A 23,273-nucleotide genomic window follows, 5' to 3' on the forward strand; every position below is an offset into this window, starting at 1 on the left:
GCCGCGCTCTCGACGGCAGTGTCACGACTGCACTGCGGCCACATTTCCGGCATTCGCCGTTATCGGAAATTCACCGACCGACCATCCGCCGGTCACCGCTACCGACCAATCGGGCCGGCCCGCCAAATGCCGGGCAAGTCGCATACCGGACCGACCAGCCCCGGCCCGCCGACGCCAGCTCCGGTGTGAGCGTCGATAGGCTTCGCCTGCTCCATCCGGCGGCTCCTTCCTCGGTGGTGAATCCGGTATTGGCACTCGTGACGCTAGTGAGTGACGATTGCCCCCTCCTTGGTGTCCGGAACAAGCTTCGAGCAAGGTGCCGATCGATACCTTTTTCCCGGCCGGTACCGACCTCGGCGGGAACCGGAGCCACGTAAAGGAGTTGCCATGACGGAAGCGGCGGCAAGAACGACCGCAATAATGGACGAAAAGGATCCGGAGTTGTCGCCGGAGCCTTCCGCCCGGTCCCGGCGGGCCCGCTGGGGGGTGCGCCTCGCGGCCGTGGCCTGCGTGGGCTGGCTGGTCGTCGTCGTGCTGCACCACCTGCTCAGCGCCCGGACGTACGTGTGGGGACCGGTGGACCTGCTGCCGCCGATCGTCTGGGCGGTGGTCCCGGTGGTGCTGCTGCCCGTCGCCTGGCTGGCGCGGCCGATGCGCGGGCGGCTGGTCGGGGCGGCACTGCTCGCCCTCGTACTCGGCCTCGGCTACAGCGGGATCAACTTCGCGACGGTGTTCCACACCCCGCCACCGGCGCCCGCCGACGCCGTCAAGGTGGTGACCTGGAACACCGAGTACTGGGACCAGGACCGGCGCAACGGCGGGGAGCAGCGCACCACCACGGCGCAGTTCTACGACTTCCTGCGGGAGATGGACGCCGACGTCTACATGCTGCACGAGTACGCCAACGTCGACGACTCGCTGGTCGACATTTTCGCGCAGGCGTACGAGATCGACCAGACGGCGCAGTTGAAGGCCGCGTTCCCCGGCTACACGATCGTCCGCGAGGGGCGCAACGTCACGCTCACCCGGCTGCCGGTGGTCGGGCACGCGTGGCTCGACTCGCAGCCGTACCTGCCGGACGATCTCAAGCCGGTGCCGCCGGCCCTTGTCGACCGACCACTGTTCTACACGTCGCAGGCGCTGCGTACCGACATCCGGGTCAACGGCCAGGTCGTGTCGTTCTACAACTCGCACATCTTCCAGCCGCCGGTCCGGATCCTGCTGCTGCGCAGCGACGACGACCGGAACATGTTCGAGATCGACCGGTTCAACTTCGAGATCCGGCAGGCCAGCTACCGGGCCATCGCCGCCGACCTGGAGAAGAACCCGAACCGGGCGGTGATGGCCGGCGACCTGAACACCTCACCGTCGATGAATCTCCTCGACATGGTCTCCGACCGGCTCGTCGACCAGAGCAGGGCGCTCTCCTCGCTCTACCCGGTCACCTGGCCGGTTGGCGACAAGCCGCGAATGTGGCGTATCGATTGGCTCTTCACCACTCCGGACATCAAGGTGCACAGTTACGACCTGACCCTCCCCAAGGGCCTGTCCGACCACAAGGCCCAGCAGTTCGTCATCTCGGCGCCCTGACCGAGATGAGCGTCACATTGGCGCGAAACACGCGGTGGCAGGCCATCCCGAGCATTTAACGAGCATGAAACCGATCGATGGCTGTCTACCGATGTCGATCAGGCACTAAGGTGGTCAACGGGTCTTCTCGACGACGAGAAACCGACGAGTAGGTGCGTCGTCCACCTCCCAGCGCAGCCGAATTCCTGCCGGAGGAGCATCAATGAAGCCCGCCAAGACGCCACTGGTGTCAGTGGTAATCCCCTGTCACAACAGCCGGAAGACCATCGCCCTGAGCGTGCTCTCGGCATTGCACCAGACCCACCCGTCGGTCGAGGTCATCGTCGTCGACGACGCCAGCACCGACGAGACGCCGGAGATCGTCAGAAAACTCGGTTGCACGCTCATCGAACTGACCGACAATGTCGGTGCCGGCCCCGCCCGCAACCGCGGCATAGCCGCGAGTAGCGGCGACATCCTCTTCTTCCTCGACTCCGATGTCGCCCTCGCCCCCGACGCGGTCGCCAACGCCGTGAAGATCTTCGAGGAGAACCCGTCCTACGGAGCCGTCTGGGGCGTCTACGGCGACCGCCCCCTGGTCGACGACGGCGTGGTGGAGTGGGTGCAGGTGCTCTACGGCCACTACCGCGCCACCCGCAAGCTCGGGCCGGCACGGACCGGCCACTTCGCCAGCGGCGCCGTGCCCCGCTGGGTCATCGACGACATCGGGGCTTTCGACGAGCGGCTGCGCGGCCAGTACGCCAACGAGGACCACGAGTTCAGCCTCCGGATCGCGGAACACCACCCGGTCACCCGCACCCTGTCCGTGGTCGGGTACCACGACGACGACGACCAGCTGTCCTCGATCCTGCGGAAGCTCTACCGGCGGGCCGGCTCACTGGTTCCCCTCGTGCTCAAGCAACGCGAGCTGAAGCCCGAGCGGGAGGCCACCCACCGGCCCGCCGAGGTCGCGGCCGCCTTCCTGGCCACCACCAGCCTCCCCCTGGTACTGGTCTCCCCCTACCTGGCGGCCGTTCCGGTCGCCTTCCTGACGTGGTTCATCGGCGTCGACCTCCCCCTGTTGAACTACGTCCGACGCACCGCGGGCTGGCGGCTGGTCCCGCCGAGCGCGCTCCTCAGTTTTCTGTACAGTCTCGCGATTTCCGCGGGCGCGTTGAGTGGTGGCCTGCGCTACGTGCTCGACGCGCGCTTCCGACAGAGGTACCGGACACCGGCCGGCGTCCATTAGTACGCCGGCCGTCGTCAGACGTGATGACGGGGAGAGCATGTGAGGATCCGACTACTGGGACCCATCGAGGTGGAGTCAGCGGGTGGCCCGCTGGATGTAGGGCCACGGCAGCGTCGCGCGGTCCTGGCGGCCCTGGCCGTGGACGCCGGTACGCCGGTGTCGATCGACACCCTGACCGAACGGGTGTGGGGGCCGGCGGCTCCGGAGGCGCCCCGCAGCGCCCTCTACGCCCACGTCGCCCGGCTGCGCCGGGCCCTGGCGCAGGTCGACGACGGCTCCGGAAAACCCGTCGGCCTGAGTCGCCACGGGGACGGCTACGTGCTGGACGTCGAGCGCCAACAGGTGGACCTGCACCGGTTGAACCGTCTCATCGACACCGGCCGCGCGGCGACGCGGATCAGCGACGAGACGCGGATCGCCGCGCTGCGCGAGGCGATGGACCTGTGGCGGGGGGATCCACTCGCCACCCTGGCCAGTGACTGGGCCAACCGGGTCAGGCGCAGCGTGGCATCGCAGTTGATCAGTTTGGCCGGCGCCTGGGGCGCCGAGGAGCTGCGACTCGGCAGCCCGGAGGCGGTCGCCGAGCGGTTGGCCCGGGTCCTCGGTTCGTACCCGCTCGCCGAGCCGCTCGTGTCGCTGCAGATGCGGGCGCTCTGCGCGATGGGACGTACCCCCGAGGCGTTGCAGTACTACGTCGACACCCGCGCGCAGGTCGTCGAGCAGTTCGGCGCCGAACCCGGCCCCGAGTTGCGTAACCTGCACGTCGCCATACTCCGCGGCGAACTCGACGAGCCGTACCCGGGCAACGCCGGCCCGGTCTCCACCCCGATCCGGCACGTGCCGCGGCAGCTGCCCGCCGACATCGCCCGATTCTCCGGCCGGCATGACGACCTCGCACCGATCCTGAGCTGGCTGAACCCCGCCAGCACGGGGGACTCGGCCCCGGTGGTGTCGATCTACGGGACCGCCGGGGTGGGGAAGTCCACCCTGGCCATCCACGCCGCGCACAAGCTCACCAGCCGGTACCCGGACGGCCAGTTGTACATCGCCCTGCGCGGCACCAGCGTGGACGCGGAGCCGCTGACGCCGGTCGACGCACTCGCCCGGCTGCTGCGCACCCTCGGGGTCAGCATGAGCTGCGACCAGGAGCAGGTCGACGAGGCCGCGGCCCTGTTCCGCTCGGTCGTCGCCGGGCGACGGCTGCTACTGGTCCTCGACAACGCCGTCGACGCCGCCCAGGTGCGCCCGCTGCTGCCCAGCGGCGCCGGCTGCGCGACGCTGGTGACCAGCCGTCAGCCGCTGGCGGGGCTCAGCGACGTGCGCCAGCTGCGCGTCGGACCGCTCACCGTCCCGGACGCCATCGCGCTGCTGAGCCACTGGGTCGGGGCGGAACGGGTGGCGGCGGAGCCGGAGGCCGCGACCGCGATCGCCGAGTGGTGCGAGTGCCTGCCGCTGGCGCTGCGCATCGTCGGTGCCCGCCTCGTGGCCCGTCCCGGCTGGCCACTCGCCGAGCTGCGCGACCGACTGGCCGACGAGCGCCGCCGGCTGGACAATCTCGAGTTCGACGGGGTCGGCCTGCGGGCCAGCATGGCCGGCTCCTACGACCGTCTCTCCGGCAGCCCGGACCGCTCCGAGCGCGCTATCGCCGAGGCGTTCAAGTTGCTGGGCACGTCGCCGATGACGGAACTCAGCCGGTCGACCGCCGCCCGGGTGCTCGCCCGCTCGGAGGCACACACCGAACGCATCCTGGAGCGTCTGGTCGACGCACAGCTGTTGGAGACCTCGACGCCGGGCAGTTACCGAATGGGTGAACTGCTGCGGCTGTACGCCCGGGAACGCTTCGCCGGGCCCGAGGGAGAAATGACCGGCGACCCGTCGGACAAGGAAGAAGCAAGCGGTTCGCGGTTAGCGTGAGCCACCAGCTCGATTCCTTTCCACGATCGGAGAAGGTGCCGCGTGTCAACAAAGGAACTGGACGCACCGCAGGCCTTCCCGGGAATCGCCGCAACAGTGACCGCCGTGCCCCGGAAGCGTTGGCGCTCGGTGGCCCGGCGGGTACTCATGGGCCTGCTGCTGGCGGTGACCGTGGTCTTCATCGTGCTCGCCCTGCGCGGTCAGGACTGGTCCACGGTCGCCGGCACGCTACGCGGGCAGCGGCCCGGCTTCGTCGTGACGATGGCGGCGTTGGCCGTCCTGGCCAATGCCGCCGGCCTGGTCGCCACGATGGTCTCCTGGCGGGCCATGCTCGCCGGCGTCGGGGAGCGGGTCGCCGCCGTGGACGCGGCCCGGATCTTCTACTTCGGACAGTTGGTCAAGTACGTGCCCGGCAAGGTGATGGGTTTCCTGGTCAGCGTCGAGATGGGTAGGGCCGTCGGCGTACCGGCGGGCCGGATGAGCGCGGCCTGGCTGCTGGCCCTGGTGGTGAGCCTGCTGACCGGCGCCACCGTGGGGCTGGCCGCCGGGCCGGAGGTCTTCGGCGCGTCGTCCGGCTGGCTCCTGCTGGCCGTCCTGCCGGTGGCCGCGGTCCTGGTCCGCCCCGGTCTGGTGGGCGGGGCCGCGACCCTGCTCGGCCGGCTGCGCCGCCGCCCGGAGCCGTCGACGGCGATCTGCGGCACCGGCATCCGGCAGGCGGTCGTCGCCCAGCTGCTGGCGTGGGTGATCGGGGGCGCCCACCTGTGGGTCCTCGCCGTGGCGATGGGGGCGCCGCCGCTGCGTGCGCTGCCGCTCTGCCTCGGCGCGTTCGGCCTCGGCGCGGTCGCCGGGGTGATCGCCGTCTTCGCCCCCGACGGCATCGGCGTCCGGGAGGTGGTGGTGACGGCCGCGCTCAGTGTCATCCTGCCGGTTCCGGTGGCCGGGGTGGTGGCGCTGGTCAGCCGGGTCGTGGTGACGCTGAGCGAGCTCGCCACCGCGGGGGTCGGCCTGCTGGTGACCGCGGCGATCATCCGGCGGCGGGCGACGGCGGCACCCACCGCCGTGCCCACGGTGGCGGTGGCGATGGGTCCGGAGCGTACGAATGCCGGTTCGCCGGCCCCCAAGAAATCGCCAAGAAAATGGTCACAGGCGAACCACTAATGTCCTCAGGGATTAGGCAGTCGGCCGTAGCGATACCTCAGAGAATGCGGTACCCATGCCGGACAGGAAATACGATCTGACGCTAGCGGCCACTCACTACGAGCCGTACGTCAGTGGATTCACGCAGACCGCGCGCAGCATCGCCGAGGGAATGGCCAATCGGGGTTGGCGGGTCGCCGTCGTCACCGCCCAGCACGATCCCGAGCTGCCGCTGCGGGACACCGTCGGCGGGGTGGACATCTACCGCTCCCCGGTGCTGATGCGGGCGAGCCGGGCGATCGTCGCCCCTCGCTACCCGATCCTGGCCGGCCAGCTGGCGCGCAACTCGTCGCTGCTGCACCTCAACCTGCCGATGCCGGAGGCGGCCCTGCTGATGCCGCTGGCCCGCCGCGTACCGGTGGTGAGCATGCTGCACAGCGACCCGCACCTGCCGGCGGGCTGGTCGGGCCGGGCCTTCGCGCGCGCCTCGGACGTCGCCTCCCGAGCCGCCATCCGCCGCTCCGCCGCCGTGGTGGCGAGCAGCCACGACCAGGCACACGCCTCGCGGTTCTGGCCGGTCATCCGCAACCGCAACTTCACCCCGATCGCGCCGCCGTGCCTCGACCGGCGGGGCGGTGAACCCCGATACCGGGAGACCGGTGGCCTGCACGTCGGTTTCCTGGGCCGGATCGTGGCGGACAAGGGCATCGGCTACCTGGTCCGGGCGTTCCAGCGGATCGCCGACCCCGACGCCCGGCTGTTGATCGCGGGCAACTACCACGAGGTGACCGGTGGCGATCTCACGGCGGTGCAGTCCGAGATCGACCGGGACAGTCGGGTACGGATCCTCGGCGAGCTGCGCGGCCGAGAGGTCAACGATTTCTACGCCTCGGTCGACGTGTTCGCGCTGCCGGCGGTCGCCAGTTCGTTCGGCACCGTACTGGCCGAGGCGATGATGAGCGGCATCCCGTCGGTGACGACCGATCTTCCCGGCAACCGTTACCCCGTGGCCGCGACCGGATTCGGCCGAGTGGTTCCGCCCCGGGATCCACAAGCGCTGGAACGGGCCATCTCCGAACTGGCGGCGGTACCGCGGCACTGGAAGGAGCAGAAGGCCCGGGCGGCACGGGCGCGTTTCTCCGTGGCGGCGTCGCTGGACGCGTACGAGGTTCTCTTCACCACCCTTCGCGGACGCACCGCGGCACGGCAACACCGATGAAACAAAGAAAGGTTGGAGCCCGATGAATGAGCAGCCACTCGTCTCCGTGATCATTCCGAACTACAACTACGCCAGCACCATCGGCGAGTGCATCAGAGCGGCGAAGAACCAGACGTACCCGGCCGTCGAGGTGATCGTGGCCGACGACGCGAGCACGGACGACTCGGTGGCGATCGCCAGGGCGCTCGACGTCACGGTGCTGCAGGTGCCGGTCAACAGCGGCGTCTCCACGGCGCGGAACCTGGGCGCCCGGCACGCCAAGGGTGAGGTCCTGTTCTTTGTGGACTCCGACGTCGCGCTCGATCCCGACGCGGTCGAGCGGGCGGTCGACCACCTGCGGGAAGAGCCGCGACTCGGCGCGATCTGCGGCATGTACCGGGCCGAGCCGATGTTTCCCGACAGCCTGGTCAAGCGCTACCGCGCCATCCAGCAGTACGTCTGGTTCTGCGAGGTCGAGGGCGCCATCCCGGGTCTGCACTCGGCTCTCTTCGCGATAAAGAAGGAGACGTTCCTGGAGATCGGCGAGTTCAACGACCGACTCCGCTGGACCGAGGAGCAGGACTACGGCTTCCGGCTCAACGCCCGGTACGAGGTCAAGGCCGTACCCACCATCCGGGGACGGCACGACCACGACGGCACGCTGCGGGTGATGCTGACCAAGGTGTTCAACCGCACCCGGCTCGGCGCGCCGAACTGGCTGCGACTGAACAAGCTTCCGGGCGGTGCCGGAACCGGATATCGGGCACTGGGCAGCGCCTTCCTTCTCGCGGCGGTGATCGCGCTGGTCTCGTCGGTGGTCCTCGGTCCCTGGGTTCTCCTCGCCGCCGCGGTGCTGACCGGGATCAGCATCGGGCTCGACAAGCGCACCTACGGCTACGCCTATCGTCACCACGGGATCCTTTTTGGACTACAATTCACGGTGCTTCACCTATTGGTGACGCTCACCTCGGCGGTGGCAGCCGGCATCGGCATTCTGCAGGGGCTGCTGTTCCCCCGCATGACGCAGCGGCTCTACCGCGTCGAGAACCCCGCCTGACCCCACGCGCCAGCAGTAACGGTGCCCGACCGGAAAGTTGAACATGACTCTTTCTGATCAGCCTGACGACCTGGGTTTCGGGATCGACAGCACAGCGACCGAGGTACTCGCCGGCATCGATCTCTCCGGCAGGTTCGCCATCGTCACCGGCGGATACTCCGGCCTGGGCCTGGCGACCACCCGCGCCCTCGCCGCCGCCGGCGCCCGGGTCCTCGTTCCGGCCCGCCGCACGGACGTCGCGCGGGAGGCGGTCGCGGGGATCGCCGGCGTGGAGGTCGACGAACTCGACCTCGCCGACCTCGGCAGCGTCCGGAACTTCGCCGACCGCGTCCTCGACGCGGGTCGCCCCATCGACATCCTGATCAACAATGCGGGCATCATGGCCACCCCGCTGACCCGGGTGGGCGAGGGCTGGGAGGCTCAGTTCGCGACCAACCACCTGGGGCACTACGCCCTGGTCAACCGGCTCTGGCCGGCGCTGACCGCGGACGGCGGCGCGCGCGTCGTCGTCGTCGCCTCGGGCGCCGGGGAGACCCCGCGCATCAACTGGGACGACGTGCACTTCCAGAACGGCTACGACAAGTGGGCGGCGTACAGCCAGTCGAAGTCGGCCAACATCCTCTTCGCCGCCGAACTCGACCGGCTGGGCCGGGCAGCCGGGGTGCGGGCCCTCTCGGTGAACCCCGGCTACATTCTCACCCCGTTGCAGCGGCACCTCTCCAAGGAGGAGATGGTCGGCGCCGGCTGGATCGACGAAAACGGCACCGCACTGCTGCCCGAGTTCCGGGCACCCGAGCAGGGCGCCGCGACCCAGGTCTGGGCCGCGACGTCACCGCGACTGGCGGATGCGGGCGGCGGTTACTGCCAGGCCTGCACGGTAGCTAAGACCTTCGACGGCCCCGCCGACCGCGAGGCGGCCGAGCGGCTCTGGGCGTTGTCGGCCGAGTTGACCGGCGTGGACGCGTTCGGCAAGTCCGAGTAGTCGGAGCGGCGGGCCGGTTGCCAGCCCGCCGCGACGTGACACGCGGGGTGGACCCGGCCGGCCGGGTCCACCCCCACTCGACCCGAACTCGCCGCCACACCCACCAGCCGGCCCGGCGACTCTGGATCACCTGGACGATCTGCTTCGGATCGCCGACCGACCGATCGCCGGGCGGGGCGCACGTCGCCAACTGGCGTCCCTGCCAGGAGCCCAGGCCAGCACCGCATGGCGGCGAGCGCTGCGCGGAGTGGAAGAACACATCCGCTGGCTCCGGTGATCTGGGTCAGGCTTGCGGGGACGACCCGGCAAGCCTGACCGATCCGACCGCGGCGTCGGGCGACGAGCTGCTCCGCCTGCCCACCGACCACCGCCGCCGATCGGACGAGGCCTTGATGATCAGCGATACGCGTCCGCCTGCTGGCTGAAGAACTCGGCGTACATCCCGTTGAGCGCCAGAAGCTCGTCGTGGCTGCCGGACTCTGCGATCCGTCCGTCCGACACGACCAGGATCAGGTCAGCCATCCGAACGGTCGAGAACCGGTGTGACACGAAGACGGTGACGCCGCCGGTACGGATGCCCACGTCACGCGCCGCGTCGGAGTACCGGTCGAACAAGGCGTGCTCGGTCAGTGGGTCCAAGGCGGCGGCGGGCTCGTCGAGCAACAGCAGCAGCGGATCGTCGCGCATCATCGCCCGGCTCAACGCGATGCGCTGCCACTGCCCGCCCGACAGTTCAGCGCCGTTGTCGTAGGACTTGCCAAGGTAGGTCTCCAGGCCGATCGGCAGCCGGTCGATCACCCCCTCCGCGTCTGCTCGCCGGATCGCCCGCTCCACCGCGCCCGGTTCGTCGAGTCGAGGCAGGTCACCGAGGCCGATGCTGCTTCTGGCCCGCAACTCCAGCCGGATGTAGTCCTGGAAGCTGGCGGAGATCCGCTGGCGCCAGCCCAGCGGATCGAGCCGTCGCAGGTCGACGCCATCTATGGTGATCTCGCCTGCGGTCGGCCGGTAGAACTGGCAGAGCAGCTTGACCAGGGTGGACTTGCCGGAACCGTTGTCGCCGACGATAGCGACGATCGTGCCGGAAGGGATGCGCATGCTGAGGCCTCGCAGCACGTCCGTGTCGGTGCCCGGGTAGCGGAACGCGACGTCACGCAGCTCGATGCCGTCGGTGAGGACGGCGGGCGGTGTCTGGTCAGCCGGCGGGCCGGATTCCGGCGGCGTGGCATCGCGGATCCAGCTCAACCAGCCGAAGGCGCGGGCGTTGCGTTGCAGCGCCTGGGCGAGCGCGACGGCGCCGGCAGCCTGCGCGTTGGTCTGCACGGCCAGCGTGATGGCGAGGACAACGTCGCCGACGGTGCGCTCGCCGCTGACAGCGGCGCGGACGACCAGGACGATGGAGCCGATGTATCCGAGCGCGAAGATCAGCTGACCGGTGAACCGCAGGGCGGCGCCGGCAAGTTCAGCCCGGCGCAATCGGCTGTCCACCTCACGGCGGACCGCCGCATGGCGGCGGCGGAGCTCTCCGCCGAGCCCGAAGAGCCGAATCTCCTTGGCGGCGGTCGAGCTGAGGGCCAGATCGAAGAGGTGCCAGCTCATGCGGGTCGACTCGGCGGTCGCGAGTTCGGCACGTTCCAGCCGCTTCTCGGCCAGCCGCCCGGCGATCAGCGGGGGGACGCCGAAGATCGGCAGCAGGAGCAGCCACGGCTCGATGCGGGCAAGGAGCACGGCGGTCAGGGTGATCTGGGTGAGTAGCACCCCGATCGCCAGGACGGTCTGCACGCTCTGGCCCAGCGTCCACGACTGCTGTCGGAGCAGCTCGAAGCGATCTGCGGCGTCCCGCCGTTCGTGCAGCGCCAGCCCGACCGGCCCGTGCGCCAGGTCGCCGAGCTGACGTTCGGTGTCCTGCTTGTGCAGATCGCCGAGCTCGAAGAAGAAGATGTGGGCGAAGTGCTCCATCGTCAAGCTGAGCAGGACACTCACGGCGGCGGCCGCCGCCGTCCAGACCGCGACATCGGTCCGCCGGTCGAGGGCCGCGTCGACCGCCACACCCAGAAAAAGCGCCAGCAGGGGTCCACTCACGGCGCCGAGCATCATCAGCAGGGCGGCGGTGATCAGCCTTCCCGGGCTGAGCCGCCACGCCGAGGCCAGCGTCGCGCCGACACTGCGCAGTACCTTATTCACCGCTTCCTACCTCTTCCTCGGTGAACCCCTCTTCCTCGGTGAACCGTGCGGCCTGCAGCCGAAACAGCTCCGCATAGCGACCGTCGAGGGCGAGCAGCTCTTGGTGGGTGCCCTCCTCGACGACGCGACCGTGTTCCAGCACGACGATCCGGTCGGCACGGCGCACCGTGGAGAACCGATGCGAGATGACGACGCTGGTGACTCCCCGGGTAAGGTCGAGGAACCGCTCGAAGAACGCCACCTCCGACCGCACGTCCAGGTTGGCGGTCGGCTCGTCGAGGACGAGAATGCTGGCGCCACCCTCGACGGCGACGAGAGCACGGGCGATCGCGATGCGCTGCCACTGCCCGCCGGACAGTTCGGCGCCGCCGGCGTATCGCCGCGACAGTGGAGTCTCCAGGCCGCGGGGGAGCTGGTCGACGAAATCCGCCGCACCGACCTTTTCCAGGGCGGCCCGGACCACCTTGTCGGCACGCTCCGGCTCTGCGAGCATCTCGATCGCGCCGAAAGCGATGTTGTCGCGCACTGGCAACTCGAAGTGGGTGAAGTCCTGGAAGATCGCGGCAATCCGGCGCTGCCACGCCGTGGTGGGGAAGGTCCGAATGTCGACGCCGTCAGCGGTGATCGCTCCGGCCGTCGGTTCGTAGAGCCGGGCCAACAGTTTCACGAGGGTCGTCTTGCCTGCGCCGTTGAGGCCGACGATCGCCAGCGACCGGCCTGCCTCGATGGTGAGGTCGAGGTCGCTCAGCACCGGTAGGCCGCCCGGGTAGGCGAAGGACACCTTGTCGAATCGCAGCACCGTCCTGGGCAGTCCAGCCGGATCACCCCGGCCGCTCTCGGTGGTGCGGGCGTCGGCTTCGCTCATCCTCTCGATCCGCTCCACCGACCGGTAGGCATTGAGGCCCTGCTCGGTCGCCACATCGGACTCGGCGATGAACCCGCCGATCCTCATGGCGGCCAGGGACGCCTGGAATACGAGTATCATCCCGCCCAAGCCGAGCAGTCCGGCCGCCGTTGCCTGAGCCGCTCCCGTCAGCAGCGCGCCCAGCAGCACGAAGGCGACAAGAACATAGAGTATGTAGGGGCCGTAGAACAGCCGGCGCCGGGCCCGCCAGACCGGGAGCACGGCGTCCATGGCGGCCGTCGTGTACTCCTGTTTCAACCAGGGCAGAAGGCCGAAGACCCGCAACTCCTTCGCCGCCGCGGGCTGGAGCAGCATGGTGCGGAGGTATTCGCTGCGGCGCCGCAGCCGGGCGGTGCTCCGAAAGACCTCGGTGAACACCGACAGGCCGAGCCGGTAGCCGAAACGGATCGTCAGGGCCGCGACGAGCAGAGCCGGCCCGGCCCACCACACGAAGACGACCGACGTGACCCCGGCGGCGAGCACGGTCTGCAGGTACCGCGAGATCAGCGCGATCTGACCGGCACCAGCGGCACCCGGCGACCACATTTCGGTCCGCAGCCGGTCCTTGGCGTCGGCGACGTGATCGAGCAGCTCCGGATCCTCCATGACGGCCACGCCGCCGCTCGCTTGGGAGGCCGCCATCAACCGGTCACGGACGAGATCGTCGAGGCGACGGCGGATCAGGTTGCCGAGCAGTTCCTGTACCGGCAGCAGCAGCTGCACTCCGAAGAACGCGGCCGCCGCGAGGATCAAGTTGGTCCGAAGGTCGCTCCAGGCCGCCGACCCGAGCCCGCCGGCTACCGCGTCCGGCACCCGGGCGACCACGGCCGAGGTGGCGAGGATGAACGCGACCGGCAGGACCCCTGCGGCGATCTGGATCATCACGGCGGACGAGACCAGCGACCAGCCGGCCTTGGGCACCAGGTGCAGAATTCTCATTCGCCCGCCGAGGCGCGATCTGTGGCCGTGAACAAGTTCCGCCCACACAGACCTTTCGTGCATCGTCACCACCAGGCGCCTTCCGTGCGGCTGTGAGCCCTGTCGGCGCATGGCGGAGCCCTGCACACGACGTGCTGAGATGTAGGCGAACACGTTGATGGATGAGTATCGGAACCGTCCGCCCCACTCTGCCTAGGCGACAGGAACGGAGAACTCGCCGTCCGCAACCTCCACACGTGCCCCGGGAGAGGCCGTGGGGGTCGACCTCGCGCACATCTCGAACTGCTCGTAGAGATCGATCCAGTTGGCGCCGACAGCGGGGTTGAAGATTGGCGCAAGCATGGCCTGCAAGATCACCTCAGGTGCGTCCCTGTGCAGAGCGATGAATAGGCTCAAGTTCTTCAGCCAGCCCTCGTAGACAGGCTTGTTGGGGCGCAGAGGTGGCCCTTGATGGTAGGCGAAGCTTTCTTCGTCGAAGACGAGCTGGGTGCCGGAGCGCTCCAGCCTGTACCCCAACTCGGAATCCTCCAGGCCCCATCCCCGAAATTCCTCGTTGAATCCACCGACGCGCTTGTAGTCGACGCGTGGAACAGAGACGTTGCAGGTGAAGAACAGATGCCACGATGTCTTCGGACCGCCGCCGGCGCCGCTCAGGCGACTCAGCAGGTCCAGTCTGATGTCGCTCTTTATTATGCCGCCAAGAAATTCCTCGCTGCCGTCTTTCACAAAATGTTCGTTGAACGCTTCCGGAATCCGCAGATATTTTCTGAAGCCGATGACGGCCTTCTTCGCGGAAATAACTCGGTAGTGGCGGAGATGCCGATCGACAAAGGTGGGCGGAACCAGTTGATCGCCGTCGACGAAAATCAGGATGTCGCCGGTCGCTTCTTCTGCACCGCGATTTCTTGCGGCACTTCTGGACGATGTTGCAGAACGAGGCAGATACAGGTAGCGGAACCGGGAGTCCGCGCTCACGTGACGCTGCACCGTCTCTGCTGTCGAGTCGGTCGATCCATCATCGACGACGAGCACTTCGAGGGAGTCGGAGACAGCCAGACTCTGTGCACGGAACGTGCGAAGGCACCTGTCCAGCAACACGGACGAGTTGAATGTCGGCACAACCACTGATGCCTTCATCGACGGGCTCCATCTCAGAGCGGAAAACGGAATTCCCCACGCGGGAAGCCGAGCATGAAATTCTTCAAAACTCGATGTCCAACCGCCGGCCGACAGCCGACGACCGACGGCGCTGCTGTCGGTCTAATCCACGGTTCCACCGCGGTCAGGTGACCCGGCTGCGCCGTTCTCTGAAGCGTGGAGGGATTCCGCGCGCCAGGTGCATCCGTCGCCTGCCTGTTCGCACGACACGGTGACGTCCGATTCGACGTAGCGGGCGGCAATGGCGGTGTTGAGTTCCTGACAGTACGGGCACGGTGATATGAAAGTCAGTTTGACGCCGGCACCGGCGGCCTGTTTGCGGTACCGCAGGATCCCACACTCGGCGTTGCGCAGGACGGTGCCAGAAGGCTGTGGCTCGCTGGTCACTGCCGAGTCGTAAAGCAGCAGTTGGCGCTGGAGCCGGGTCATGAAGTGAACGGTGGCCGACTCTCCGGCGGGCCGCTGCGATTGCAGCAGGTCTGCGGTGATGCGCGAGTTCGCCTGGATCCACGCGGACACGCCCTCATCGCCGTGCATACCCAGAATGAACTCTTCGGCGGCCGCCTGGGCCTCGAAGAACCGCTGCCGCCAGAGGTCGACCTTGACGGCGGGGTCGAGGGGAGCAGGGTCACTGGTCATGGTCGGTGTCCTTGCCGGTGTCGAGCTCGGCGAATACCTCCTGGGCGATGCGCAGCCCGTTGTTCGCCACCGGCCAGCCCCCGTAGTAGGCGAGCTGGATGATGATCTCGACGATCTTCTCTCGTGGCATCCCGAGGTTCAGGGCGGCACCGATGTGGCCGCGCAGCTCCCAGTCGGTCCGGGCCAGGGTGACCGCGGTCAGCGCGATCAATTCGCGATCCTCGACGCTCAGGTGCGGGCGGGTCCAGATCTCACCGAACAGGTGGTCGATGGTGAGCTGCAGGAAATCGGGGTAGGAGCCTGGGCGGGGTTCGCGGCCGAAGACGTGCTTGAACATGGCCTCACCCCGCTCATGTCGGGCAAGCGGCTGGTTCATCGATCACTCCTTCGTGTTGCCAGGTGGCCGGTCGGACAGTGGTGAATTTCTACGACGCCACGAAGGCGACGAGCAGCGGCGCGGCGCAGATGTCGGTACACATCGAAGAGGGCCGCGACGGCACAGCCGACCCCGCCGCCACCGACGTCACCGGTCAGCGCGGCAGGTGCGGCGCAGCCTGAACCGGACCCACCCCTGCGCCAAAGCTGTGCGGAGGGCCGTGTCTCTGTCAGACCTCAGAGGATGATGCTCAGCTTTCCGTGTTCGTAGAGACTCTCGTGGTCGAGCACCACGACACGTCTCCGGACCCGGAACGACTCTCCCTCGACGGCGAGTTCGAGCCGACATTTTCCGACGTAGGAGTCAGAGCGCCCGTGCCCGAACCGGTACACGACGACATTCGCCGCCACATCGAGGTGCGTGCCCCGATCAGCCAGAATCTCCACGTTGCTGATCATCCGATTCGTCCGCGACAGGGGATTCTCGCACCACACCTCGCCGTTGAGGATCTGCTCGATCCGCTGGCGCAGCCGGGCGGCGTTGTCGTCGATGAGCCCGAGCGCATCGGCCGACTCGCCCCGGACGTCGGTGGCCGGCACGGTGTAGCGGACGTCGTCGGTCAGCATCTCGTCGTACCACTCGCGCAGGCGCCACTCGTCGAGCAGCCGCGCCTCACGGAAGAGAAACTGGCTCACCCGGTGCCACAACCGCATCTGGGCCGTCTCGTCCACCGCCGGCTCGGTGTTGATCGTGTCGGTGGTCATCGCCGTTGCGCCCCTTGCCTCTCGGCCCGCTGAGTGACGTGGTGAGCTTCCTCGTGATCGTCGTCGCCGTCGTGCATCAGCCGGTCCCACTGCCGCCAGAACTCGCGGGCGGGGAGTTCGTCGGTGGTCTCGGGGACCTCCTTGGCCATACCGCGTGACAGGTCCGAGTAGCGGAGCGTGCGATTGAGGTAGCCCCGCTGGCAGGACTCGATGATCTCGATGTCGTCGGGGGTGGCGAAGCCGGCGGGACCGAGGAAGGTCAGGTAGTGACTCTTACGCAGTTCCCGGATATCCGGATCCTCGTCCTTGGGGGCCAGCGCGACTGAGGTGATGGACATCTGGCCGGCACCGACCGGGTCGATCTTGCGGATGGTGATCCCGATCGCGTCGATGATCATCAGATTGGGGAAGATCATCAACGCCCGATTGGCGCCAGTGATCCGTTGGGCGCGTTCGGCGCCGAACCGTTCGACGAACCGTGCGGCCGTCGCCTCCATCCGTGACCTGACCTCGGGGGGAAACATCGGCGTCCAGTAGGCGAGCGGTCGGGCTGCCGCCGGTACCAACTCATTGGCGCCATGCCCCCGTCCGAGAGCGCGGGCGAATCCGCCTCGTCGTCGCGGTGCCATTGTCCCGAGCGACTCGATGTAGCTCACGTAACGCTTGTGCAGGGCGCGGAAGTGGTAGATGTCAACGCTGTTCTCCATCATGAGCTTCCAGTTGGCCCGAGCCCCGTGCAATTGCGCACCCTGGATCACCTCCATTCCCACTGCGGACTGGTCGGCAATCAGATCGAGGTACTCCGTCGCGCCCGCCAAATACTCGGTCAAGGTGCGTGGCTGCTCAGGATCGAAGGTCGCGAACACGAAACCCCGGTAACTGTCGCTACGGTGCCGCGCCAGGCCGAAGTCGGACCTGCGGAAGCCTGGCCCGTACCCGTCCGGAAGCGGAACTCCGACCAGGTCGCCCTGGTTGGAGAATGTCCAGTCGTGGTACGGGCACCGGAACGATCTGGCCTGCCCGGCTGACTGCGAGCAGATCAGGGCCCCGCGGTGCGGGCAGCTGTTGGCGAACACTCGAATCACCCCGTCGGAGCCGCGCGCCATGACCACCGGGCGCCCTCCGACGTCACGGGACACGTAGGAGCCCGGCGCGGGCACCTCCGATTCGTGCCCGACGTACAACCAGCAGCGATCGAAGATTTTGGTCATCTCCCGCGCGGCCACGTCGTCGTCGGTGTAGGCCCGGCGGTCCACCCGGAATGAGAGACTCTCAAGATCATCGAACACGATCCGGTCGTCCACCTGCCGTTGCAGTTCTATCGTCACTGCTCCCTCTTTCGCTGTAGCTTCTCGCCCGCGCTGATGACCAGTTCTGCCGTGCGCGCGGCGGAATCGCCGCACTCGGGCTGCGCCGCGCGCAGCCGCGCCCGGTAGTCCCGGCCGGGATCGAGCAGATCGGTGACAGCGTCAGCGACCGCCTGTTCCGAGACGTCGGCCGGCTCCAATGCCGTCCCGAAGCCCGCGGTTTCCACGAAGTACGCCTGGATCGGCTGATCCACAGCTAGCGGGATCACCAGCATCGGTGTCGCCGCCCGGATCGACTCCGCCACCGAGTTGTAGCCGCCATGGGTGATGAACACATCGGCGCGCTCAAGGACCTCACGTTGTGGCACGTACGGGGCGGTAAGCACGTCAGCGGGCAGCGCGAGTTCCTCAGCGAGATCCCCCACCGCGGCGATCACCTGCGCACCGGTCTTCACCGCCCCCATGATGACCGTGCGGAGGAGGTCGGGCCGCCTGAAGAAAATCGTGCCGAAGGAGACGAACACCAGCGGACGTCCGACGTCGATCTCCGCCAGGCCGGGAAAGGCGACCTCGTCGCCGCGCTTGCCTGCCGCACCCGGCAACCCGACCAGCTGCACACCGTCGTCGGTGACCGCTTCATCCCCGACGAGCGAGGGAATCGTCGGCATCACATTGAGAATCGGCGAACGCGCTGAATGAGTCCGGGTCGACCACAACACCCCGCGCCTGGTCAGATAGTCGCCAACCTGTTCGTCGTACAGCCAGCGACCTTGCCGACGCTCCTTCGGGCATACTCCGCCTAGGTTTGCCCAGATCATCCCGTACGGCACACCGGACGCCTGCGCCCCGGCCATCGCTGCCGCCAGTACCGGCAGCGAATCGAGCAGCGCGAAGTCCGGCGCCGTCGCCCGCAGCGCATCAGCCACCTGGTCCGCCAACGGTGACGATGCGAGCATCGGACCGATCTTTGCCGGATCGTCGCTCCACGGCGCCATCTGGACCTGCCCGACCATGTGGACCTCCGCCGCGCCCAGGGTCTGGCGACGCTGCTCGCCGAGCGCGCCACCGTCCGCAGACACCAACAGCAGCACCACCTCATTGCCGGCGGCTTGGAGCGCATTGACCACCGGAATGTACGGGTTGAGGTGACCATGCTGAGTTGTGGTGAGGAAGGCGATGCGCACTAGATCTCCGATCCATGGGAAAACGAATGGGCCGACCCAAGATCTGGGCCGGGATCAACCGCTCGGCCACGATTACGACACCCGGCCTTCAGAGACGAGTCGAGACCGGGACGCACGAGCGGAAGAAAACCGCCGGCAGGCACGCGGGACGCCTGGCAGGCGAAGGAACCATCGATGTCCAAATACTGATACGGGGATCTACGCATTCCCCACCACCGTTGTGGGGACGCGGGCCCAGCTACGTTTACTACTCGGAAACAAACCTGCAACAAAGGGCCGCCGTCTGCGCCGAGGCGACTGCGGAAAGTGTGCCGGAAAGCATGATCCATGTCAATGCCTCGACGTTGTCGGCACACCCATAACGCCGCCGCGGGCTCACCACCATTCCGGCCGAGTCGCCGGATTTCATGCGATGGCGTCGACGAAGTTTGAAATGTCACCTTGGTCGAGCTCCGAGCCGTGGTCGCCGGCTAACCGATCCCGGGCCGCAAACGAGACCCCTACCTGAGATCCCCGTTCTTCGGTAGGGGCCTTTCCCTGTCTTATTCCAATACGGCCACCCGATCGGCCCGCAGAGCACATGGTCTGCGGGCCGAACAAAAGGAGGCTGACTATGACACCCACTGTCACGCGCGCAGCGCGCGCCGCCCACGGTGCCGAACCCCGGACCGCGTATGGCTGATCCGGCAAGCCTGAATGCGGCGCGTGTCGTACCAGCCGTCAACTCCGGCGAAGATCGCCTTCTCGGCCTCGTCGCGGGTTCGCCAGGCGGTCATGTCCACCACCCGCCGCGGGTCGCCGGTGCTGCCCACTGAGCGCAGGCGTCCACGGAACAACCACATGTCCGGCAACGCCGCCCCGGTGCACCGGCTCCCGAGCACCCACCGAGCGACCGCCATCCGACCAGACAACGAAGAAGGCCCCGACCCAGTGTGAACCACCAGGTCAGAGCCTTGATCGTTGGTGCGCCGCCAGGGACTCGAACCCCGAACCCGCGGATTAAGAGTCCACGCTCGTCGATGTCAGAGGATGATGGTTAGTGCTAGCCAATGCCGCCTGAGCAGGCAATGAGCCCGAGAGCGTGTCGCGCAGTACCAGCTCATGCCGGACCGCTCCGGGACGTCCGGTCCCCCTACGGCCCCCCCAAGCAACTGGCGTCGCCGAACGGGCTAAGCCGACAATTTAAACGCCAGCTGTGGCGTAGCTACCAGAATTTGGAACCGGCTAAGTTAAGTGCGCCCCACTCTCGTCTGGTCGGCCTGATCTGGAGTCAGGCCGACCAGAACGTCCGTGCGAGCGCGGTGTCTATCGGCCAGCGGGTGTCGTACCCCTCGACCCCACCCGCACGTCGCTCAGCTCTACCCGCGAGTAGACCGCGGGCCCGACGAGTCCCGTCCGGCACGCTGCGGCGGTGGCGGGCTTCTACGCACTCGTGCAGCGTGCCGGGCGGACGCCAGCAAACCTCGCCCCGCAGTAGGTGGATTTTCTGTCGGTTACCTGATTGTGAAATCGACCGTGCGAAGGAGAGGGTGCCTGCCAGGCCCCCGCTAGTGTCAACCTCGCTCTAGGGCTGATCTCTCTCATCGAACGGTGTGCGTGAATGGAAACGGTGGACGTCGACATCCGGGTAGCCTGCCCTAACCTCGACGACGGCCGACTGAAGGAGTTGGCAGACGACCTGGTCGAGACGCTGTGGGCATCCGATGTGGAGAGCTTGCGAGCTCCGTACGATGGTGAGGTACCGGCAGGAGCCAAGTCGGGCGAGGCCCTTGCCATCGGAGCGCTCGTTGTTGCGGTAGCGCCGGCAGTCATGGAAGGCGTCATGGCGGTCGTGGCATCCTGGCTGAGCCGCCAGCCGCGTGACGTGGAGCTGGAGATTAACGGACATCGGTTCCGCGGGCCGGTGACCAAGGCACAGCGGGACCAGATGCTGGCCGCATTCCTCCGAAACATCGACCGGATGCCGTGACTGGGGCCAGGCAACGACGTCGAGCATTGCTCCTGGGCTGCGACAGCTTCACCGACCCTTCGCTCGCGCAGCTACGGTCGCCCTGCCGAGACGTCGAAGAGCTAACCCGAGTGCTGCGCAGCCGGGACACCTGCGGGTATACGGTGACCGCTGAGGTGAACGCCGACAGCCGACAGGCGCAGCGCGCTATCGAAGGCTTCTTTTCTTCTGCCCGCATCACCGACGGCATGAACTTGCTCTACCTGTCTTGCCACGGCGTACAGGACAATCGGGGCCGGTTATACTTTGCGTTCACCGACACCGAGCGGGACTATCTTAGTTCGACCGCAGTGTCAGCCGACTGGGTCCGGGAGCGCATCAACGCCAGCCGGTCCAAGGCCACTCTCGTCCTGGTCGACTGCTGCTTCAGCGGAGCCTTCATCAAGGGCATGCAGGCCCGATCGGCTGGCGCCGTCAGCGTGGAGTCTCTGGTGCAGGACTTACCCAGAGGTAGCGGCGTAGCCGTCCTCACTGCCTCAGGCGAGACGGAAGTCAGCTTCGAGGACGCCGAGTCGGCCGAAATCCGCCCGTCGTACTTCACCGACGCCGTCATCGCGGGACTAGCAACCGGCGCTGCCGACCTGAACCGCGACGGTCAGGTCACGGTCGATGAACTGTACGAATACGTCTACGAACAGGTCGTCAGCGGGCCGTCACCGCAGCGTCCGCGTCGGCTCGGCATGGGCGAAGGAACCCTGGTCGTCTCGAACGCCGTCCAAACGCCGGCATCACCGTCCACACCTGTGATCGCGGCCCTCCCGAAGCCAGCGCGTACCCATCCGCGCATCGCGGATCCAGTGCTCGTCCGAGGCGTTCTGGGGTGGGTATCGTTCGACGGTGACTGGATCGTCATCGGTAAGGACGGCGTCGGCAATATCTACAAGGGCGAACGCCGCTACCACGTCAGCCAGCTCGCCGGAATAGCCGCCAAGGACGCCACCCGCTTTCACCACGGCTACTTTCAGGTTGTTCCACTCGGAGTGACGCCGGCCCCGGTCAGCCGCTTCGGCCCGCACGCCGGGCGACCGCCCATGACCGACGACAACTCAGTCTCCTTCAGCTGGCGCGTCAACGACGCCATGCGAAGCCTCCGTCACGCAGTACAGCTCGCGGTCAGCAACGTTCACAGCGGCACGACGATTCCGGCGTGCACCGAAGCTGCTTCAGCACCACACCCACCTCCCGCGCCTGGGCCCCGCACCACGGACGCCCGCACCAACACCAGCACGACACCAACGGTGTCCCCGGCCGTCGCTGCTCGTGGGTTCCAACCCCTCCCCGACAGCCACGGTGGGGTAATCAGCTTTGTAGGACGGCTTACCCGCCAAGGCGGATCGCACCATGAGCAGGCGGCCACCACCGATATTGAGTACCACCGCGGGAAGCGGGACGCCTCACGCTGGGTCATCCGACTACCACTGCATGCTCTCGACACGCTCGTGAGCAATCAGTTCGATGTCGTACGGTGGCTTGTCCCCTGGCGTCACCAGTGGGGCCGCGCCTCGGAAACGCCAGGACCAGTCGGCACCCCAGTGCCTTCGTGGCTGGTGGATCTCGCCCAGCACCTCGGCGGACACGCGGCACCAGCAGGATCCACCAACTCGACGTTCATTCCCACCCCGGCCTACCTCGCCGGATTCTGCGCCGGCCTACGCGGCACCTGGGTCGACGCCGTCAGTGCACAGCTCGTACCCGCCGACCGCGTTTCCATGGCCGCCTGGCTCGCTCAACCACCCGCCAAACTCGACCTACCCATGCCGATCCACGAGGCAACGCTCCACGATCTCGAGAATGCTCGCCGTCGTGCACGACGCGCCGCCAGGATCCGCTGGACGCTACGCGGCCTGATGTGGGCCAGCGCCACGCTTCTCCTCATCATGGAGATCGCCGCAATTGCGATCACCGCCGACGGCGGCTGGACCGGCGCTGACGGCAAGCCCACGGCCAACCAAACACCGTCCGCCGTGATTGCCAACGTCGGCTGCACCATCCCACTGATCGCACTGGTCGTCATCATCATCGTCGACGTCCGGAGGATGCGCCGTGCACAGACTGCTTCGGCTACAACCGACCCGGCAGTCACGGTCACGAACATCGATCAGCCACGTACAGAGCAGCAGCCGTGACCGATCGTCCTCGACTGACCCAACTGGGAGAGCTGGCTGTACCTGGCCACCGTCATCCACGTTGCATCCGCCGAGCCGTCGGCTGAGCAACTCCGCACGTCCCCATCCGCCCAACTTGATCTTTAACCTGTGCGTCGTGGGCGAGATTCACGGACTTTCGTGTTCTCTGCAGCTAAAATCGGCCGAAAATCAAGGGGCTTCAGATGCCGATAAATCCCGCATCTATAAAGCGCTCGTCGTTAATGGGCAATCGATGCACAGGAATGAAGAGATCCTGCATTGGATGAAGCAGTGGCTTAGCTGGAAACCCAATGACCCCTATGCGCTCGATGAATGCCGTCGCCAGTCGAGGAAGTTTTTTGAACTCAAGGCTTACGTCGACGTGGATTCTGCGTGACCCTCACCATTCATGAAGTCACTCTACTGCCGCCGTCCGTGCACAAACGCCCAACTCGGGACCGTCACGTTCCATGACAGGAGCCCGCAACCGGCGACCGCCATAACAAGGCCAACATGGCCGCGATCGACCGCTGATACCCAAGGAGGCACAACTTCGTGGGGCGCAACGAAATCCCAGCAAC

Annotated in this window: 20 protein-coding genes; 11 read left to right on the top strand and 9 right to left on the bottom strand. The window is 67.3% G+C overall.

The genetic code is table 11. The features are described 5' to 3' along the window. The first annotated feature begins 420 nt into the window (after nt 1-420). The 7 genes from D7223_RS08290 to D7223_RS08320 all read left to right on the top strand — a co-directional run bounded on the left by D7223_RS08290 (nt 421) and on the right by D7223_RS08320 (nt 9,106). Entirely contained in the window at nt 421-1,590 is a 1,170-nt protein-coding gene (locus tag D7223_RS08290) for an endonuclease/exonuclease/phosphatase family protein (protein WP_120726704.1), read from the top strand. Nucleotides 1,591-1,792: 202 nt separating this feature from the next. Beyond that, entirely contained in the window at nt 1,793-2,818 is a 1,026-nt protein-coding gene (locus D7223_RS08295) for a glycosyltransferase family 2 protein (protein ID WP_120726706.1), read from the top strand. A 39-nt stretch (nt 2,819-2,857) separates the two neighbouring features. Beyond that, a complete protein-coding gene (locus tag D7223_RS08300; protein ID WP_120726708.1) occupies nt 2,858-4,732 on the top strand; it encodes an AfsR/SARP family transcriptional regulator in 1,875 nt (624 codons plus the stop codon). 105 nt (nt 4,733-4,837) lie between these two features. Beyond that, nucleotides 4,838-5,890, top strand: a complete 1,053-nt coding sequence (locus D7223_RS08305; protein WP_147252591.1) for a lysylphosphatidylglycerol synthase domain-containing protein — start codon at nt 4,838-4,840, stop codon at nt 5,888-5,890. Nucleotides 5,891-5,945: 55 nt separating this feature from the next. Further along, on the top strand, nt 5,946-7,088 hold the full coding sequence (locus D7223_RS08310; RefSeq protein WP_120726712.1) for a glycosyltransferase family 4 protein: 1,143 nt from the start codon (nt 5,946-5,948) through the stop codon (nt 7,086-7,088). Nucleotides 7,089-7,110: 22 nt separating this feature from the next. After that, nucleotides 7,111-8,124: a glycosyltransferase family 2 protein gene (locus D7223_RS08315; RefSeq protein ID WP_120726714.1), complete on the top strand. Its 1,014-nt coding sequence runs from the start codon at nt 7,111-7,113 to the stop codon at nt 8,122-8,124. Nucleotides 8,125-8,167: 43 nt separating this feature from the next. Further along, on the top strand, nt 8,168-9,106 hold the full coding sequence (locus D7223_RS08320) for an oxidoreductase (protein ID WP_120726716.1): 939 nt from the start codon (nt 8,168-8,170) through the stop codon (nt 9,104-9,106). A gap of 396 nt (nt 9,107-9,502) precedes the next feature. On the opposite strand, the gene D7223_RS08325 is transcribed toward D7223_RS08320, so the two are convergent. The 5 genes from D7223_RS08325 to D7223_RS08345 all read right to left on the bottom strand — a co-directional run bounded on the left by D7223_RS08325 (nt 9,503) and on the right by D7223_RS08345 (nt 15,303). Next, nucleotides 9,503-11,287, bottom strand: coding sequence for an ABC transporter ATP-binding protein (locus D7223_RS08325; protein ID WP_120726718.1), 1,785 nt, complete (start codon nt 11,285-11,287; stop codon nt 9,503-9,505). Further along, nucleotides 11,280-13,112, bottom strand: a complete 1,833-nt coding sequence (locus D7223_RS08330) for an ABC transporter ATP-binding protein (RefSeq protein WP_158610839.1) — start codon at nt 13,110-13,112, stop codon at nt 11,280-11,282. The genes D7223_RS08325 and D7223_RS08330 overlap by 8 nt, the downstream gene beginning before the upstream one ends. 210 nt (nt 13,113-13,322) lie before the next feature. Beyond that, a complete protein-coding gene (locus tag D7223_RS08335; RefSeq protein ID WP_120726722.1) occupies nt 13,323-14,267 on the bottom strand; it encodes a glycosyltransferase in 945 nt (314 codons plus the stop codon). 123 nt (nt 14,268-14,390) lie between these two features. After that, the gene (locus D7223_RS08340; protein ID WP_120726724.1) at nt 14,391-14,927 is read right to left on the bottom strand and encodes a hypothetical protein; all 537 of its coding nucleotides are present in this window, start codon (nt 14,925-14,927) and stop codon (nt 14,391-14,393) included. Next, entirely contained in the window at nt 14,917-15,303 is a 387-nt protein-coding gene (locus D7223_RS08345) for a carboxymuconolactone decarboxylase family protein (protein WP_120726726.1), read from the bottom strand. The genes D7223_RS08340 and D7223_RS08345 overlap by 11 nt, the downstream gene beginning before the upstream one ends. Nucleotides 15,304-15,344: 41 nt before the next feature. Here D7223_RS08345 and D7223_RS32725 point away from each other — a divergent pair, with 41 nt between their 5' ends. Further along, nucleotides 15,345-15,485, top strand: a complete 141-nt coding sequence (locus tag D7223_RS32725; RefSeq protein WP_158610840.1) for a hypothetical protein — start codon at nt 15,345-15,347, stop codon at nt 15,483-15,485. Nucleotides 15,486-15,539: 54 nt separating this feature from the next. Here the strand turns inward: D7223_RS32725 and D7223_RS08350 are convergent, their stop codons facing one another. The 4 genes from D7223_RS08350 to D7223_RS08365 form a co-directional block, all read right to left on the bottom strand. Then, nucleotides 15,540-16,067: an aromatic-ring-hydroxylating dioxygenase subunit beta gene (locus tag D7223_RS08350; protein WP_120726728.1), complete on the bottom strand. Its 528-nt coding sequence runs from the start codon at nt 16,065-16,067 to the stop codon at nt 15,540-15,542. Beyond that, nucleotides 16,064-17,395, bottom strand: coding sequence for an aromatic ring-hydroxylating oxygenase subunit alpha (locus D7223_RS08355; RefSeq protein WP_238161711.1), 1,332 nt, complete (start codon nt 17,393-17,395; stop codon nt 16,064-16,066). The genes D7223_RS08350 and D7223_RS08355 overlap by 4 nt, the downstream gene beginning before the upstream one ends. Further along, nucleotides 17,392-18,558, bottom strand: coding sequence for a glycosyltransferase (locus D7223_RS08360; protein WP_120726730.1), 1,167 nt, complete (start codon nt 18,556-18,558; stop codon nt 17,392-17,394). The genes D7223_RS08355 and D7223_RS08360 overlap by 4 nt, the downstream gene beginning before the upstream one ends. A gap of 626 nt (nt 18,559-19,184) precedes the next feature. Beyond that, a complete protein-coding gene (locus D7223_RS08365; protein ID WP_158610841.1) occupies nt 19,185-19,334 on the bottom strand; it encodes a hypothetical protein in 150 nt (49 codons plus the stop codon). Nucleotides 19,335-20,158: 824 nt separating this feature from the next. Between D7223_RS08365 and D7223_RS08370 the strand changes: the two genes are divergently transcribed. The 3 genes from D7223_RS08370 (at nt 20,159) to D7223_RS32440 (ending at nt 23,089) form a co-directional block, all read left to right on the top strand. Further along, nucleotides 20,159-20,527 carry a hypothetical protein gene (locus D7223_RS08370; RefSeq protein ID WP_120726734.1) on the top strand — a complete coding sequence of 123 codons (369 nt, stop codon included), beginning with the start codon at nt 20,159-20,161 and terminating at the stop codon, nt 20,525-20,527. Next, nucleotides 20,524-22,692 (top strand): caspase family protein, encoded by a 2,169-nt coding sequence (locus tag D7223_RS08375; RefSeq protein WP_238161714.1) that lies wholly within the window; start codon nt 20,524-20,526, stop codon nt 22,690-22,692. The genes D7223_RS08370 and D7223_RS08375 overlap by 4 nt, the downstream gene beginning before the upstream one ends. A 136-nt stretch (nt 22,693-22,828) precedes the next feature. Continuing rightward, the gene (locus D7223_RS32440; protein ID WP_147252594.1) at nt 22,829-23,089 is read left to right on the top strand and encodes a hypothetical protein; all 261 of its coding nucleotides are present in this window, start codon (nt 22,829-22,831) and stop codon (nt 23,087-23,089) included. Nucleotides 23,090-23,273 lie beyond the last annotated feature (184 nt).

Origin of the sequence: Micromonospora endolithica (assembly GCF_003626595.1) — a bacterium.
Lineage (GTDB): Bacteria > Actinomycetota > Actinomycetes > Mycobacteriales > Micromonosporaceae > Micromonospora > Micromonospora endolithica.